This window comes from Pseudomonas sp. GW456-12-1-14-TSB6, assembly GCF_059424205.1.
Window position 1 is genome coordinate 90,154 of sequence record NZ_JBWKZE010000006.1, and the last position, 14,358, is coordinate 104,511.

Annotated in this window: 14 protein-coding genes; 4 read left to right on the forward strand and 10 right to left on the reverse strand. The window is 60.4% G+C overall.

Annotated elements, in window-relative coordinates; all coding sequences use genetic code 11:
* Positions 1-5: 5 nt before the first annotated feature.
* A complete protein-coding gene (gene choX, locus AC07Y2_RS07495) occupies positions 6-923 on the forward strand; it encodes a choline ABC transporter substrate-binding protein (RefSeq protein WP_103385819.1) in 918 nt (305 codons plus the stop codon).
* Positions 924-1,025: 102 nt separating this feature from the next.
* Complete coding sequence (locus AC07Y2_RS07500) at positions 1,026-2,594, forward strand: SulP family inorganic anion transporter (RefSeq protein WP_103385818.1); 1,569 nt, start codon at positions 1,026-1,028, stop codon at positions 2,592-2,594.
* A gap of 7 nt (positions 2,595-2,601) precedes the next feature.
* On the opposite strand, the gene aroE is transcribed toward AC07Y2_RS07500, so the two are convergent.
* Both aroE and hemF read right to left on the reverse strand, forming a co-directional pair.
* The gene (gene aroE, locus AC07Y2_RS07505; RefSeq protein ID WP_039764917.1) at positions 2,602-3,423 is read right to left on the reverse strand and encodes a shikimate dehydrogenase; all 822 of its coding nucleotides are present in this window, start codon (positions 3,421-3,423) and stop codon (positions 2,602-2,604) included.
* Between the two features lie 9 nt (positions 3,424-3,432).
* Positions 3,433-4,347, reverse strand: coding sequence for an oxygen-dependent coproporphyrinogen oxidase (gene hemF / locus AC07Y2_RS07510; RefSeq protein ID WP_007954079.1), 915 nt, complete (start codon positions 4,345-4,347; stop codon positions 3,433-3,435).
* Positions 4,348-4,493: 146 nt separating this feature from the next.
* Here hemF and AC07Y2_RS07515 point away from each other — a divergent pair, with 146 nt between their 5' ends.
* Complete coding sequence (locus AC07Y2_RS07515) at positions 4,494-5,471, forward strand: NADPH:quinone reductase (RefSeq protein WP_074689774.1); 978 nt, start codon at positions 4,494-4,496, stop codon at positions 5,469-5,471.
* 23 nt (positions 5,472-5,494) lie between these two features.
* Here AC07Y2_RS07515 and AC07Y2_RS07520 read toward each other — a convergent pair whose 3' ends face one another.
* The 8 genes from AC07Y2_RS07520 to AC07Y2_RS07555 form a co-directional block, all read right to left on the reverse strand.
* Positions 5,495-6,793, reverse strand: coding sequence for a phenylacetate--CoA ligase family protein (locus AC07Y2_RS07520; RefSeq protein WP_085667291.1), 1,299 nt, complete (start codon positions 6,791-6,793; stop codon positions 5,495-5,497).
* The gene (locus AC07Y2_RS07525) at positions 6,783-8,051 is read right to left on the reverse strand and encodes an aminotransferase class I/II-fold pyridoxal phosphate-dependent enzyme (RefSeq protein WP_074689776.1); all 1,269 of its coding nucleotides are present in this window, start codon (positions 8,049-8,051) and stop codon (positions 6,783-6,785) included. The genes AC07Y2_RS07520 and AC07Y2_RS07525 overlap by 11 nt, the downstream gene beginning before the upstream one ends.
* On the reverse strand, positions 8,048-9,142 hold the full coding sequence (locus AC07Y2_RS07530) for a DUF3419 family protein (protein ID WP_085667293.1): 1,095 nt from the start codon (positions 9,140-9,142) through the stop codon (positions 8,048-8,050). Before AC07Y2_RS07530 ends, AC07Y2_RS07525 begins: the two co-directional genes overlap by 4 nt.
* A 42-nt stretch (positions 9,143-9,184) precedes the next feature.
* Positions 9,185-9,919, reverse strand: coding sequence for an iron-containing redox enzyme family protein (locus tag AC07Y2_RS07535; RefSeq protein ID WP_103385817.1), 735 nt, complete (start codon positions 9,917-9,919; stop codon positions 9,185-9,187).
* Positions 9,897-10,568, reverse strand: a complete 672-nt coding sequence (locus AC07Y2_RS07540) for a GNAT family N-acetyltransferase (protein WP_039764926.1) — start codon at positions 10,566-10,568, stop codon at positions 9,897-9,899. The genes AC07Y2_RS07535 and AC07Y2_RS07540 overlap by 23 nt, the downstream gene beginning before the upstream one ends.
* 270 nt (positions 10,569-10,838) lie before the next feature.
* Positions 10,839-11,396, reverse strand: a complete 558-nt coding sequence (tsaC, locus tag AC07Y2_RS07545) for an L-threonylcarbamoyladenylate synthase type 1 TsaC (RefSeq protein ID WP_011331748.1) — start codon at positions 11,394-11,396, stop codon at positions 10,839-10,841.
* 54 nt (positions 11,397-11,450) lie between these two features.
* Entirely contained in the window at positions 11,451-12,551 is a 1,101-nt protein-coding gene (dprA, locus tag AC07Y2_RS07550) for a DNA-processing protein DprA (protein ID WP_103385816.1), read from the reverse strand.
* A 79-nt stretch (positions 12,552-12,630) separates the two neighbouring features.
* Entirely contained in the window at positions 12,631-13,656 is a 1,026-nt protein-coding gene (locus tag AC07Y2_RS07555; RefSeq protein ID WP_039764931.1) for a LysM peptidoglycan-binding domain-containing protein, read from the reverse strand.
* Between the two features lie 169 nt (positions 13,657-13,825).
* Between AC07Y2_RS07555 and def the strand changes: the two genes are divergently transcribed.
* Positions 13,826-14,332 carry a peptide deformylase gene (gene def, locus AC07Y2_RS07560; RefSeq protein ID WP_039764933.1) on the forward strand — a complete coding sequence of 169 codons (507 nt, stop codon included), beginning with the start codon at positions 13,826-13,828 and terminating at the stop codon, positions 14,330-14,332.
* The last annotated feature ends 26 nt before the right edge of the window (positions 14,333-14,358 follow it).

Below are 14,358 nucleotides of genomic sequence, written 5' to 3' on the forward strand. Positions count from 1 at the left end.
AGTCCATGGTCAAGTTATCCACAGTCGTGACGGTCAGTCTGCTGGCACTGGGCAGCGCATCTGCGTTCGCCGAGAGCTGCGACACGGTGAAAATGGCCGATCCCGGCTGGAGCGACATCGCCGCGACCAACGCCATCACCGGGTTTCTGCTGGATGGCATGGGCTACAGGGCCAAGGTCGACACCCTCGCGGTGCCGATCACCTTCGGCGGCTTGAAGGATGGCCAGGTCGACGTGTTCCTCGGCAACTGGATGCCGGCGCAGCAGGGTTTCTACGACAAGTTCGTCGCCACCGGTGACGTCACCCAATTGGCGAAGAACCTCGACGGCACCGAATTCACCCTGGCCGTGCCGGATTACGTGTGGGACGCGGGTGTGCATAACTTCGCCGACTTGAATAAGTACGCCGATAAATTCGAGAAGAAGATTTACGGCATCGGCTCGGGCGCGCCAGCGAACATCTCGCTGCAAGAGATCATCAAGAAAAACGACTTCGACCTGGGCCAGTGGAAGCTGATCGAGTCCAGCGAACAGGCGATGCTGGCCGAAGTCTCGCGGGCGGTGAAGAAACAGAAATTCGTCACCTTCCTCGGCTGGACCCCGCACCCGATGAACGTGCAGCTGAAAATGCACTACCTCAAGGGCGGCGAGAAGTACTTTGGCGACACCGGTAGCGTCTACACCCTGACCCGCAAGGGCTATGCCGAGGCTTGTCCGAATGTGGGTAAATTGCTGACCAATCTTTCGTTCACTCAGGAGATGGAGAACAGCATCATGGCCGAGGTGGTGAACAAGAAGGTCAGCAATGCGGAGGCGGCGAAGGCGTGGATCAAGGCGAATCCGGGGGTGTTGGACAAGTGGCTTGATGGTGTGAAGACCGTGGACGGCAAAGATGCGTTGGCGGCAGTTAAAGCCAAACTGTAACTGCGCGGGCCGATCGTTCCCACGCTCTGCGTGGGAATGCCGCAATGGACGCTCCGCGTCCCGGGCTGCGTACAATGCGCAAAATTTCATCCGAGAGGATCCATGGCCCTCCCCAGCCGCCGCTCACTTTTCCCCTTCCTGACCTGGCTGCCCCGGCAGAACCGCGCCAGCGTCGGGCGGGACCTGGTCGTCGGCCTCAGCGGGGCGATTCTCGCGTTGCCCCAGTCGATTGCCTACGCCCTGATCGCCGGTCTCCCACCGGAATACGGGCTCTACGCCGCCATCGTTCCGGTGTTGATTGCTTGTCTGTGGGGCTCGTCGTGGCATCTGATCTGTGGGCCGACGGCAGCGATTTCGATTGTGCTGTTCGCCAGTGTCAGTCCGCTGGCTGTGCCTGCGTCTCAGGACTACATCACCCTGATCCTGCTACTGACCTTCCTCGCCGGGATTTTCCAGTGGCTGCTTGGCCTGTTGCGCTTCGGCGCGCTGGTAAATTTTGTCTCGCATTCCGTGGTGCTGGGTTTCACCCTCGGCGCTGCGGTGGTGATTGCCATCGGTCAATTGCCGAACCTGCTGGGACTGGATCTGCCGGCCAAGGCCACGGCGCTGGCCAGCCTGATGGATCTGCTGCGCCATCTCGGGGCTGTGGATAAACCATCGCTGCTCCTTGGTGTGGCAACGGTGGTGGTCGGTGCGTTGCTCAAACAATGGCTACCTCGCTGGCCGACGCTGTTGATGACCTTGGTCCTCGGCAGTCTGGTGGTGTGGCTGTGGCCGGCGATGTTCGGCCATGTTCAATTGGTCAGTGCATTTGTCGGGCGCTTGCCGCCGTTCAGTGGATTGCCGCTGGATATGGATCTGATCCTGCGCCTGCTGCCCAGTGCCGTGGCGGTGGGCATGCTCGGGCTGGTCACCAGCCTGTCGATTGCCCGTTCGATTTCCGCACGCTCGCAACAGTTGCTCGACGCCAACCAGGAAGTGCGCGCGCAGGGTCTTTCGAATATTGTCGGGGCGTTCTTTTCGGGATCGTTGTCCGCTGGCTCGTTCACCCGTTCCGGGCTGAGCTATGAGGCCGGGGCGTGTTCGCCACTGGCCGGGGTGTTTTCGGCGTTGTGGGTGGCACTGTTCGCGATTTTCGGTGCGGGGCTGATCGCGCATATTCCGATTCCGGCCATGGCCGGCAGCATTCTGCTGATCGCCTGGGGACTGGTGGATCATCGCGGCATTCGTGCGCTGCTGCGGGTCAGCCGGGCGGAATTCGTGGTGATGGGCCTGACCTGCATTGCCACGTTGCTGCTGGAATTGCAGACGGCAATCTACGCTGGCGTGCTGGCGTCGCTGTTTTTCTACCTCAAGCGCACCTCGCAGCCGAGAGTACAGCACTGGCGTGATGGCGAAGATGATGTACTGCGGGTCGGCGGCTCGATCTTTTTCGGCGCCAGCCACTATCTGCAAGTGCGCCTGCAACGGATGCACGGCGCGCGGGTGGTGATCGAGGCGCAGCAGATCAACTTCATCGACTATTCCGGCGTGGAAATGCTCCATCAGGAAGCCCGGCGCCTGTTGCGCCAGGATCGCAGCCTGACCTTGCGTCAGGCGCGACCGCAGGTGGTGGAGGAGTTGCGCAAACTCGAAGGGCCGGAGAAATGCCCGATCCGCTTCGAGGACTGAGGGCGCCTTACAGCGCCAACTGCCGACGCAATTCCGCCAGAACCGGCGCAGTGTCGGGACGCACACCGCGCCACAGGAAGAACGCCTCGGCAGCCTGTTCGGCCAGCATGCCCAAACCGTCCATCACCACACCCGCGCCGTGCTCGCTGGCCCAGCGGCAGAACGCGGTCGGTTCCTTGCCGTACATCATGTCGTAGCACAAGGTCTTGCCGGGCTCGATCAGGCTTGGCGCAATCGGCGGCACGTCGCCGGTGAGGCTGGCGGAGGTGGCGTTGATGATCACGTCCACCGGCTCGCGCAACCAGTCGTAACCACTGGCCGACACCGGCCCCAGATCACAGAACAGTTCGGCCAGCAGCTCGGCCTTGTCCACCGTGCGATTGGCGATGATCACCGAGGCCGGTTTTTCCGCCAGCAACGGCTCCAGCGCACCACGCACCGCGCCACCGGCGCCGAGCAGCAGAATGCGTTTGCCGGCGAGGCTGAACCCGGCGTTGACCGTCAGATCGCGCACCAGCCCGGCGCCGTCGGTGTTATCGCCGAGCAGGCTGCCGTCGTCGAGCTTGCTCAAAGTATTCACCGCACCCGCGCGTTTGGCGCGGGCAGTCAGGCTGTCGGCCAGGCGATAGGCGTCTTCCTTGAACGGCACGGTCACGTTGGCGCCGCGACCTTCCTGGAAAAACGCCGTGGCGCAGCCGGAAAAGTCCTCGAGCGGCGCCAGCAGGGTGCTGTAGTCGAGACGCTGCCCGGTCTGTTCGGCGAACAGTTTGTGAATCATCGGCGACTTGCTGTGACCAACCGGGTTACCGAAAACAACGTAACGATCCATCACAAGTCCTCAGGCCTGAGCCAGCCAGTCGCGGTCTTGCAGGAAGTACTCGGTCAGGCGCGCTTCTTCGCTGCCCGGCTCGGCTTTCCAGTCGTAGGCCCAGCGCACTTGCGGTGGCAGCGACATCAGGATCGACTCGGTGCGCCCGCCCGATTGCAGGCCGAACAGGGTGCCACGGTCGTAAACCAGGTTGAATTCGACGTAGCGGCCACGGCGGAATTCCTGGAACTCGCGCTGTTTGGCGGTGAAGGCGTCGTTCTTGCGCCGTTGCACGATTGGCAGGTAAGCGTCGATGTACGCATCGCCGATGGCGCGCATGAAGGCGAAACTGGTGTCGAAGTCCCACTCGTTCAGGTCATCGAAGAACAACCCGCCGATACCGCGCGGTTCGTGGCGATGCTTGATGTGGAAGTAGGTGTCGCACCAGGCCTTGTAGCGCGGGTAGACGTCCGGGCCGAACGGCGCGCAGGCCTGCTCGGCGACGCGGTGCCAGTGGATGCAGTCTTCTTCGTTGCCGTAGTACGGGGTCAGGTCGAAGCCACCGCCGAACCACCAGACCGGCTCTTCACCTTCCTTCTCGGCGATGAAAAAGCGCACGTTGGCGTGGGACGTCGGTACATGCGGGTTGTGCGGGTGAATCACCAGCGACACGCCAAGGGCTTCGAAACCACGCCCGGCCAGCTCCGGCCGATGGGCACTGGCAGACGGTGGCAGGCCACTGCCGAAGACGTGGGAAAAGTTGACGCCGCCCTTTTCGATCACCGTGCCGTTCTCGATCACCCGGGTCCGACCGCCACCGCCGGCCGGACGGGTCCAGGCGTCTTCGACGAAGCGCGTGCCGCCGTCTTCAGTTTCCAGCGCGGCGCAGATGCGGTCTTGCAGGTCGAGCAGATAGGCCTTTACGGCGTCGGTGCGGGTCGTCATGGCTTCACCTTGGATCGGGCGGAACTGCGCGGCGCCCGCGCAAATGGGCGCGTAGCATACCATCGCAAACCGGCACGCCGCAGTTGACGAAGATCAAGCATGAGCGTTCGATAGGGGCCTTCCCAAATGACCCAAGGAGTAGGCAGATGGCCAAGCGAATCCAGTTCCGCGCCCACGGCGGCCCCGAAGTGCTCGAGTACGTTGACTATCAACCGGCCGAACCCGGTCCGCAGCAGGTTCGCGTGAGCAACAAGGCCATCGGCCTGAACTTCATCGACACCTACTACCGCAGCGGTCTTTACGCGCCACCGGCGTTGCCTTCGGGCGTGGGTGCGGAAGGCGCCGGCATTGTCGAGGCCGTGGGCAGCGAGGTCACCCGATTCAAGGTCGGTGACCGTGTGGCGTACGGCAGCGGCCCGTTGGGCGCGTACAGCGACGTCCACGTTCTGCCGGAAGCGAATCTGGTGCACCTGCCCGACGCCATCAGCTTCGAAACCGCCGCCGGCGTGATGCTCAAGGGCCTGACCGTGCAATACCTGCTGCGCCAGACCTACGAACTCAAGGGTGGCGAAACCATTTTGTTCCACGCAGCGGCCGGCGGTGTCGGCTTGCTCGCCTGCCAATGGGCCAAGGCCCTGGGCGTGAAGCTGATCGGCACCGTCAGCTCGAAAGCCAAAGCCGATCTGGCCAAGGCCCACGGCGCCTGGGAAACCATCGACTACAGCCACGAAAATGTCGCCCAACGGGTGCTGGAATTGACCGACGGGATAAAAGTCCCGGTGGTCTACGACGGCGTCGGCAAGGACACCTGGCCGGCTTCGCTGGACAGTGTGGCGCCCCGTGGCCTGCTGGTGAGCTTCGGCAATGCGTCGGGCGCGGTGGACGGGGTGAACCTGGGGATTCTGGCGGCGAAAGGTTCGCTGTACGTCACCCGTCCGACCCTGGCGACCTACGCCAATAACGCCGAAAACCTGCAGCGCATGGCCGACGAGCTGTTCGGGATGATCACCAGCGGCAAGCTGAAAGTGGATATCAGCCAGCGTTATCCACTGGCTGATGCGGCGAAAGCGCAGACCGAGCTGTCTGCACGGCGCACCACGGGCTCCACTGTTCTGCTGCCCTGACCACCGATGACCTCGGCTCATCTTCATGACTGTACCGGGGTCTTTTCCGTCGTCACGAAAAACGGCGTCTTGCCGGCCAGGGTGGTTTCGAATTCCTGACGGGCAAGACGCTTCACCTCCACCCCCAAAACACCCGGCAGCCTGAGCAATGCACTGGCCTGTCCTTCGACTTGCAACGCATCTTCAATGACGCTCTGTGCGTTGGCTGTCAGTACGTCCTCGGCTATGACCAGACGCATGCGTGTCCCCTCGGGCTGTCGATCAATCTGCACCTGGACATCGGTGTTCTGCAGCTGCGGCAAAAGCTGTCGGAGTACGTGCAACACCTGTGACTGAGTGATGATCGCGCCCCCCAGTTTGATCGATGTTTCCACCCGCCCCTCAAGCGCCAGTACCGGCATGGAACTGCCACAGTCGCACTTCGTCACTGTGCGCAGGATTCGCCCACGATCGCCGATCCGGTAACGCAACAACGGCACATGATCAGGCAGCAGCGGTGTCAGTAAGAACTCACCGGTTTCTTCTTCAGCCACAGCTTGAAGGGTCAACGGATCAACCACTTCGAGCAGCATGGCATCGGCATGCAGGTGATAAAAGCCATGCTCCAGATGAGCACACTGAAAACCGATGGGGCCGGTCTCCGTCGAGCTGTAGCCCAACGAGCGAATGTTGAGCATCGGCCAGTCCCGGGCCAACTGGTCGCGCAGCGTTTTACTGCAGGGTTCTCCAATGTAGTAAAGCCACTTCAGGCTGCACAATTGCACAGCGCCGACTTTCTTATGATTGAACAACGCGGTGGCGAAGGAGGATGTGCATATCAACGCATCTGCCTTGTGTGCCTCAATGAGCTCGGCAACGCGCTGCACGCCCATCTGTGAACCGGCAGGCAGCAGGCGTGCGCCAATGTGCTCGACGATGGCTGCCGCGTATTGAAAGGCACCCTGCATTTCCCCGGCTGTCAGGCAGTTGACGACCACCTCAGGGCGTTCGTCCGTCGCACCGAACATCCGTGCCCCCAAGGGCACGATTGCAGCGTTGAACGCCCAGGAATGGGTGATCTGTTTGCGATTGCCGGTGCTGCCTCCCGAGGTCAGGGTCAGTCCGCCGCCCGGTGCTCGATGGGAAGCTTCACCGAGCGCGGAAAACAGCACGCCGCCGGACTCGTCTTCCACCGCCAGAACCGGCAATCGATGCAGATCGGCCAATCCCCGCACTTCCAGGATTCGCGGATACAGCGCACGAAACCACGGCAGTGAACGCGCGTGAGCCAATTTATGCACAAGCGCCTCGGTCCAAACGTCGGTGACCGGTTCATTGCTCATTGCCGCGCCCTCCCTGACGAATGCCCAACTCATCAAATCCGCTACGGACGGCGTTCGCCAGAGACTCCAGATGGAGCTGACTGTGGCTCGCGCTGATGGCCAGACGCAAAATGGCCTCGCCCTTGGCCACCACCGGAAACACCGCGGTGGTGACCGCCATGCCCTGCCGGCGCAAATGCTGCGCCAGGCTTATCGCATCTCTCTCGGCCCCGACACGGATAAAACGAATGGGAGACGCGACGTGATGATTGCCCAGCACCGGCCCCAGCAACCTGTCGACCGTGGCGATGTTTCGCCACAACGCCGCCTGCAACTGCTCCAGTTCCGGGGACAAATGGATTTTGCCGGAAGCGACTGCCGCACCTACCCCGCCAACGGACAATGGCCCGCCAAACGTGTAAGTCGACGCATGGCGCCGAATCATCTCGGCATCGGCTTCGGTGCGCACAGTGATTGCCCCACCGGTTGCACCGAACGCCTTGGACAGCGACGACAGGAGGATCAGCCGGCCGCGCTGGCGTTCATCCGCCGCGTCCAGAGCGTAACCACCTCCGGCCAAGCCATGGATCGAGGTACCGTGGGCGTCATCCGCATAGAGATAACCGTCGAAACGCTCCGCCAGTTGCAGCAGCCGATTGATAGGGTACACACCGCGCATTGAGCCAATGCTGTCGGTCAGGATGATCGGGGTATTACCCGCCGCGACTGCCGTTGAACACGCTTCTTCGACCTGCTCTACGTCGCTGCAATCGCGGCGCTGTATTGGCCCGAATTGCCAGAGAATGCCTTGCAGCACCTGCATCGAAGCGTGAGCGGCACGGTCGACGATCCAGCACGGGCCACGACGCATGGGATACGAGGGCATCTCGCCGGAGCCGAGCAGCGGCAGACAGCCAAGGTGCGCACTGCCCACCGAGTTGAAGGTAACTGTGTGTCCCTGAAATATCCGGTTCAGCAGTTCATCCAGCTCACGCATGGGCGGCAACAGCGCCCGAGTTCGTGCGGCGGCGAACTGCACACCGAAAGACTCCGCAGCGCTCATGGCTCCTCGAATCAAACGAGGATCACATTCCAGGCCCAGATAAGAGCAGGAAAGAAACTCGGTCAGCCGTTCGCCGTTGTCGAGTTCGATCTCCTTGCCTTCACGCTTATCCAGCTTCAGGCCGTTCAGCCCTGCATCGAACAGCTGTTGCTGATCGTCACGCGCTTGCCGGACACGGTTTTTGATCCAATTGACGGTCGGTTGAAAGGTGTTCATCGGGATACCTGCAAAGAGGGAGAGCGGCGATAGACCTGGACATGCCAGAGCTGGGTTCTTTCTCGTGCAATGTCTGCCTGGTACTGGTGGGTGATATCGCAGAAGCCAGCGCAATCGGGTCGCACCACATGCAAATGCCCCCGCATGACCACCTGTGCGTTTTCCGACAGCGCCGGGGCCAGGCGCTGCAAAACGTTCTTGCCGGCCGCTTCGGGCATGAAAGAAGGCACGTCCGACAGCGATACGAAATCGATGTCGGCTTCCCCGGCAGCACAGTCAAGGATGTCAGCCTGCATCACACGTAACTCGCACTGCCGAAGTCCCTCACGGGCCCGCTGGAAGATCTGCGGATCGCACTCCAGCGGAAAGCCTTGTGGATAACGCAGCTCACCGAAAAACAGCATTTGCAGGAAAAAGCTCTCGCGGACCACTTGAGTGGTGAACAACGTATGGAAAATTCCCAGATACGCCGCGCGGGAACTGATCCCGAGGTTGTTGGGTGGAAACGCGCCCTTGTACAACAACGAATTGAGGACCGCCGCGTTTCCCAGCAAAGCGATCACGGCTTTCCAGCGCCTGAGCGGAAAGCGGGCTCGGTAATATTCCGTTTGTTCGTCAAGCTGGCTGAACTGAAAAATGCCCCGGCCGGCCTTGCCGGTAAACAGTCCGGTGATCTTCGCCAACCGCTTCAGGGTTTGCTCGAATGCGCCCATGTAGATCGGCGCTTCCCAACGTCGGGACTGGAAGAAAGCGGACAACCAGCGACGATCCGCCGGCGGTAAAACCAGTTGCTGGAAAAGAGAGCGGCGCCGCGCCCGCATACTTTCCATTCGATAGCCCATGAACGCCATGAACGACTCGTGATCGGTCTGTTCCAGCAGGGCAAACCGCAATCGGGTAAACGCCAGTTGCGGCGCGCTGATATCGGTACAGGTCATGCGTGTCGGGGAGGCGGCCAATAACGGCAACAGCCGGCCGCCGCATCCGGCGATACCCAGCACGTGCCCGGCACGTCTGGGCAGGATCGCGTACTCAAGCGCGGTGTCCTCATCCCCGAGCGTGTAGTTGAGCCGGTCGAAATAATCAGCCATGTCTGCCTCCAGCCATCTGATCGGAACATCGGCGGGCGGCCTTCATTGGTTGGCCAGGGCGTGGAGGAAGTCATAACCGGGCGCCAGCCCGTTTTGCCAGGCCTCGAACTGCTCATAGACCGCCTCAAGCATGTTGCCGGTCAGGCGCAGGCTGGTTTCCATGACAGTGCTAATCGCATCCCAGTCCTCCTGACGCTTGCAGGTGCGTTGCAGCATCAGTTTGATTTCGTTGAAGTGCTCGATATCAATGTCGGAATGTGCAATGAAGAATGTAAGTTGAGCGGGTTTTAGCGACAGTGTTTCACTCAGACTATCTATGAGCGGAGTAATGAACTGGTAGGCATTTTCTGCCCAATAACTATAACCAAGTCGTTGTAGCGGATTACCGGTAAAGGAAATCCAGTATAAGTACGCGATCAATACATCTGTAGCCGGAAGTGCAGGCGGAATATCAAACACTTCATTCTTCAAACCAAGACTCATGACATCGTGTAGTGCCATCTTTTCATGGCCGACTTCCTGTGCCGCATGTTCAAAACAGAACTTTGCATACACAGGATTACCCGCATGTCGGACACCGACCAATCCTTGATTTCGCGCATTGTGCGCCGTGTAGTGAAAAGTCTGAATCATGTAGATCGCATACAAGGCTTTGGAAACGCTGCCCTCACGGATGGCTTTCACCAGCCGCGAACTTTCCAGAATATCGGCCCATGACTTTTCGATTCGCTCATCGAGCAGGCTTAATTGTTGTTCAAAACTGAGAGGCGTATTCATCAACGGAGGTCTCCAATGGGTTGGCGAGCAGGTGGGCAGACTGTTGAAGTGCCGTGAGGATTTGCTGCCATTGAGCCGAGAGCAGCCAGTAATCGCCGCGTTGGCGTTGTTCGATGCGCAGCGCGTCGGTGGTAATGGGCGTCAAGCCGAAGCGCTGGAACAATCGCCGCTGCGGTGATCGGCAGAGCGCGGTAACCCCTTCATAACCCCGCGTGACCGCCCATTCCGTGGCAGCCGCCAGCAGGCCGTTGATCGACATGGGGAACTGAGTTTGCGAGTGACTGATCAAGCGACTGAACTCGACATGGCGCGACAGCGTCGTGGCGGGAGACAGTTGCTGCTGCGCCAGTGAGGCCCATTCGAACGGCGCAGGGGTCACTCTCAATACGGCCGTGGGCCTGTCGTGCTGATACAACAGAAAGTGGGTACTGCGCGAAATAATCGCCAGGCGTGTTTCAAGTGACCTGGCTCTGGGTGTCAACATGTAGTGTTGCAATCGCAGCCGGAAATGGCGAGAAACAAACCGTTCAAACTCTCGTGTGTCTGATCCTGCTTCAAGAATAACGATGCGATAGTTTTCATGACGCCTTTTAAAGGTCGTCTGAATCTCCTGCAGATAATCCGTTAATTGCGAATCCCTGATATCCATTTCTTCTCCGCAGCCGTTAACTTTTCGAAGTTTTCTGAGCGCATTGAAATAATGAATGGTTTTAGAAAAATCGCCACTGTGTGGCTTCTGAGAATAACGTCGGAAAAATTACAACAATTGAATACTTAAAGATTCATCTGACGTAGAAAGGAAAATTTAAAACCAAAACCCGAGTTATTACTTCAGATACATGAAGGAAAAATCGCAGGCACGCGTAGTACTCCTCGCCATGAAAGCCGAGGAGCACTCAAAAATTAACCAAGGGTGGTATCAGGCCGGACGCACGATATTGCCGGTGGCCAGATCCCGAATCAGACTCGGATTCTTGCGACCGCCAAGCGCTCCGCCAAGCACCAGATCGACCTGACCACGGAAATACTGCTCGACCCGCAAGCGCGTGCGCGCTGCCGGCCGCCCCTGCGGATTGGCCGACGTCGAAATCAACGGCCCTACCAGCGAGCACAGATCCCGCACCTGCGGATGATCGCTGACCCGCAGCGCCACGGTGTCATGCACCCCGGTCACCCACTCTGGCAACAGGTTCTGGTGCGGCACCAGCCAGGTGTTCGGGCCCGGCCAGGTGCTGGCCATGCGGTCGATCCAGTCCTGCGGGAAATCCTCGAACAGAAAATCGAACTGACGAATGTTGTCGGCGACGAGGATCAAGCCCTTGTCCACCGAACGGTTCTTGATCGCCAGCAGGCGATCCACCGCTTCTTCATTCCAAGGATCGCACCCCAGCCCCCAGACGGCTTCGGTTGGATAGGCAATCACCGCCCCGGCGCGAATCTCTCGTGCGGCTTGTTGCACACGCCAACTGTTGACCATGAAAAACTCTCCGCAAACAGGTTTCGCGCAGTTTACCGATCTTCAATGTAAAACCTAGCTCACGCGCGCAAACCAGCGGCCGTTTTCGCACACCGCGCGGCCATCCATCTCCAGTTCGGTGAGTGCCGCCAGCACTTTGGGGAGCGCCCAGCCACTGCTGTCGGCCAGCCCCTCGCTGGTGTGCGGCGCCGCGTGCAGCAAGCTCAACAACGGGTTCTCCGGATTCGCTGCGGCTGTGGATACCGGCAGATGCTGCCAGCCGCGCAGGGCTTCGAGAATATGCTCGATGGTTTCCACCAACACGGCTCCGTCGCGTATCAGTTGATGACAGCCCCGAGCGCCGGGGTGATGGATCGAACCCGGAATGGCGTACACCTCACGCCCCTGTTCCGCCGCCAGCCGTGCGGTGATCAAGGAACCGCTGGCGACACTGGCCTCGACCACCAGCACGCCGAGGGACAAGCCGCTGATGATGCGGTTGCGTCTCGGGAAGTTGCTCGCCGTCGGCCCAGTGTCCAGAGGAAATTCCGAAAGCACCGCACTGCCGGACGCAATCATCGCGTCCGCCAGCCGACGGTTGCGCTGTGGATAAAAGTTTTCCAGGCCGGTACCGAGCACGCCGACCGTTTGCCCACCGACATCCACAGCGGCTTGATGCGCCGCCGCATCGATGCCCAGCGCCAGGCCACTGGTGATGACAAACCCGGCCCCCGCGAGACTGCGGGAAAACGCAGCGGCAGTGTCCATGCCCGGACGGGAAGCGCGGCGACTGCCGACCATCGCCAGCTGCGGTTTTTCCAGAATCTGTGGGTTGCCAGCGACGAACAGCAAGGGCGGCGGGTCGGGAATCTGCGACAGCAAGGCCGGGTAATCCGGGTGATCCCACATCAACAAATGTTGATCCGGACGCTCTAGCCAGCGCAATGCATGGCTGGCGCCGTCGCGAACTTCAGGGCAGCGTCGGGCCTCGGCGCAGGCCGCCGGCAAACCCAGCGAACGCCAGGCGGTGGCCGGCGCGCCGATCGCCTTCGAGGCAGAGCCGAAGGCTTCGAGCAATTTGGTGAAACGCTTGGGACCGATTTCCGGCAAGCGGTGCAGGCGCAGGCGCGCTTCCAGTTCTGCCGGCGAAACCGACGGGGAGACAGGCATCATCATGGATCATCCTTGATCGTTATAAGGCCCGAACCTTTCGGAACAAGCTGTGGATAACTCTGTTGGTAACTTGTGAAGCCAGCTAAGGATTTCGCACCTTGTCCAGCACCGCCAGCGAGCGCGATGCGTTCAGCACGAGGCCGTAACTGAGTTTGTCGTAGGTGCGGAACACCATCAGCAATCCGGCACGTTCATCCGGGATTTTCAGCGGCTGGCCGGTGATCCGGTCGCGCACGGTTTCCCCGGTTTTCATCACCACCAGCACGTTGCCTTCGGCCAGACCGTCGCGTTTGCCTTTGTTCAGGGTCACCACGTCCATCGCGCCGATCTGCGTGACGCCGCGCGGCACATCGATGATCAGGCCGTTGATGTCGGTGGAGGGCGCGCTGGGCATGAAGGTCGAGTTGATCGAACGCTCTTCGCCGCTGAACAAGCGGTCGCCGAGGCGCACTTCCTGGGTCGTGCGTTGCAGGGCGAGGGTGGCGACGTCGCCTTCGGTGGCGACGATCTCACCACCGCCGATGTCGTCGGCGTTGATCCCCAGAAACTCCTTGCTCTGCGGATCGGTGTAGACCTTGCCCTGGCGGAAGATGCCGTAGACCGGCTGGTTCGGATCGAAATGGCCACGGGCGAAGATCCGGTCACCGGTGCCGCTGAGCACCCGTTCGGCATCGCCGGCGACGATGTACGGCGCCTTGTCGAAGTCCTCGACGTTGTCGACGATGCGGTTGCTCAGCAGAAAGCTGTTGATCGATTTGAGCGGAATGCTCGGAATCGCATCGGCCACCGGACTGGTGCGGATGCGCGGCGACAGCTTGATGGTGCCGCGTGACTCGCCGCGATTGACGGTCAGGCGCGGCTGGCCGTTGACGTAACTGAGCGTCAGCGTGTCGCCCGGATAGATCAGGTTGGGGTTTTCGATCTGCGGATTGGCCCGCCACAACTGCGGCCACTGCCAGGGTTCGCGCAAATATTTACCGGAGATGTCCCAGAGCGTATCCCCCGAAACCACCGTGTATTGCTGTGGAAAACCTTCCTTGAGTTGCACTTGCCCGTACGCGGTACCGGCCGAGGCCAGAAACAGCAGGGCGAGTAGTGATTTCCTCATGCGGTGAATCCCTTTATTATGTGCGTTCGCGTGAAACGCCAGAGCCCCCGTGGCTCGCTCCCTGCTCTATGCTGAAAATCAAGGAGCTACGTTTCACAACGGTAGCCTGCATCTTCGGACCCGCCAGGCCATCGCCCGACTTTACCTCACACGTGCAGCAATCAAGCTTATGGCCATTTTGAACATCCTCGAATTTCCGGACCCGCGTCTGCGCACTATCGCCAAACCTGTGGCTGTAGTGGACGACGAAGTGCGTCAGCTGGTCGATGACATGTTTGAAACAATGTATGAAGCGCCGGGCATCGGCCTTGCCGCGACCCAGGTCAACGTGCACAAACGTATCGTCGTGATGGACCTTTCCGAAGACCGCACCGAACCGCGGGTGTTCATCAACCCCGAGTTCGAACCGCTGACCGACGAAATGGAGCAATACCAGGAAGGCTGCCTCTCGGTGCCGGGTTTCTACGAAAACGTCGACCGCCCGCAGAAGGTCAAGATCAAGGCTCTGGACCGTGACGGCAAGCCTTACGAACTGATCGCCGAAGGCCTGCTCGCCGTGTGCATCCAGCACGAATGCGACCACCTCAACGGCAAGTTGTTCGTCGATTACCTGTCCACGCTCAAACGCGACCGGATCAAGAAGAAACTGGAAAAGCAGCACCGCCAGAACGCTTGATGCCCCTCTCCAAAGGCTTGCTGCGG

What these genes read in the sequence shown, in the direction of transcription:
- def (WP_039764933.1), top strand. Translation starts at nt 13,826, where the DNA reads ATGGCCATTTTGAACATCCTCGAATTTCCGGACCCGCGTCTGCGCACT.
- choX (WP_103385819.1), top strand. Translation starts at nt 6, where the DNA reads ATGGTCAAGTTATCCACAGTCGTGACGGTCAGTCTGCTGGCACTGGGC.
- aroE (WP_039764917.1), bottom strand. Translation starts at nt 3,423, where the DNA reads ATGGATCGTTACGTTGTTTTCGGTAACCCGGTTGGTCACAGCAAGTCG.
- tsaC (WP_011331748.1), bottom strand. Translation starts at nt 11,396, where the DNA reads ATGGTCAACAGTTGGCGTGTGCAACAAGCCGCACGAGAGATTCGCGCC.
- AC07Y2_RS07535 (WP_103385817.1), bottom strand. Translation starts at nt 9,919, where the DNA reads ATGAATACGCCTCTCAGTTTTGAACAACAATTAAGCCTGCTCGATGAG.
- dprA (WP_103385816.1), bottom strand. Translation starts at nt 12,551, where the DNA reads ATGATGATGCCTGTCTCCCCGTCGGTTTCGCCGGCAGAACTGGAAGCG.
- AC07Y2_RS07530 (WP_085667293.1), bottom strand. Translation starts at nt 9,142, where the DNA reads ATGGCTGATTATTTCGACCGGCTCAACTACACGCTCGGGGATGAGGAC.
- hemF (WP_007954079.1), bottom strand. Translation starts at nt 4,347, where the DNA reads ATGACGACCCGCACCGACGCCGTAAAGGCCTATCTGCTCGACCTGCAA.
- AC07Y2_RS07555 (WP_039764931.1), bottom strand. Translation starts at nt 13,656, where the DNA reads ATGAGGAAATCACTACTCGCCCTGCTGTTTCTGGCCTCGGCCGGTACC.
- AC07Y2_RS07515 (WP_074689774.1), top strand. Translation starts at nt 4,494, where the DNA reads ATGGCCAAGCGAATCCAGTTCCGCGCCCACGGCGGCCCCGAAGTGCTC.
- AC07Y2_RS07540 (WP_039764926.1), bottom strand. Translation starts at nt 10,568, where the DNA reads ATGGATATCAGGGATTCGCAATTAACGGATTATCTGCAGGAGATTCAG.
- AC07Y2_RS07525 (WP_074689776.1), bottom strand. Translation starts at nt 8,051, where the DNA reads ATGAACACCTTTCAACCGACCGTCAATTGGATCAAAAACCGTGTCCGG.
- AC07Y2_RS07500 (WP_103385818.1), top strand. Translation starts at nt 1,026, where the DNA reads ATGGCCCTCCCCAGCCGCCGCTCACTTTTCCCCTTCCTGACCTGGCTG.
- AC07Y2_RS07520 (WP_085667291.1), bottom strand. Translation starts at nt 6,793, where the DNA reads ATGAGCAATGAACCGGTCACCGACGTTTGGACCGAGGCGCTTGTGCAT.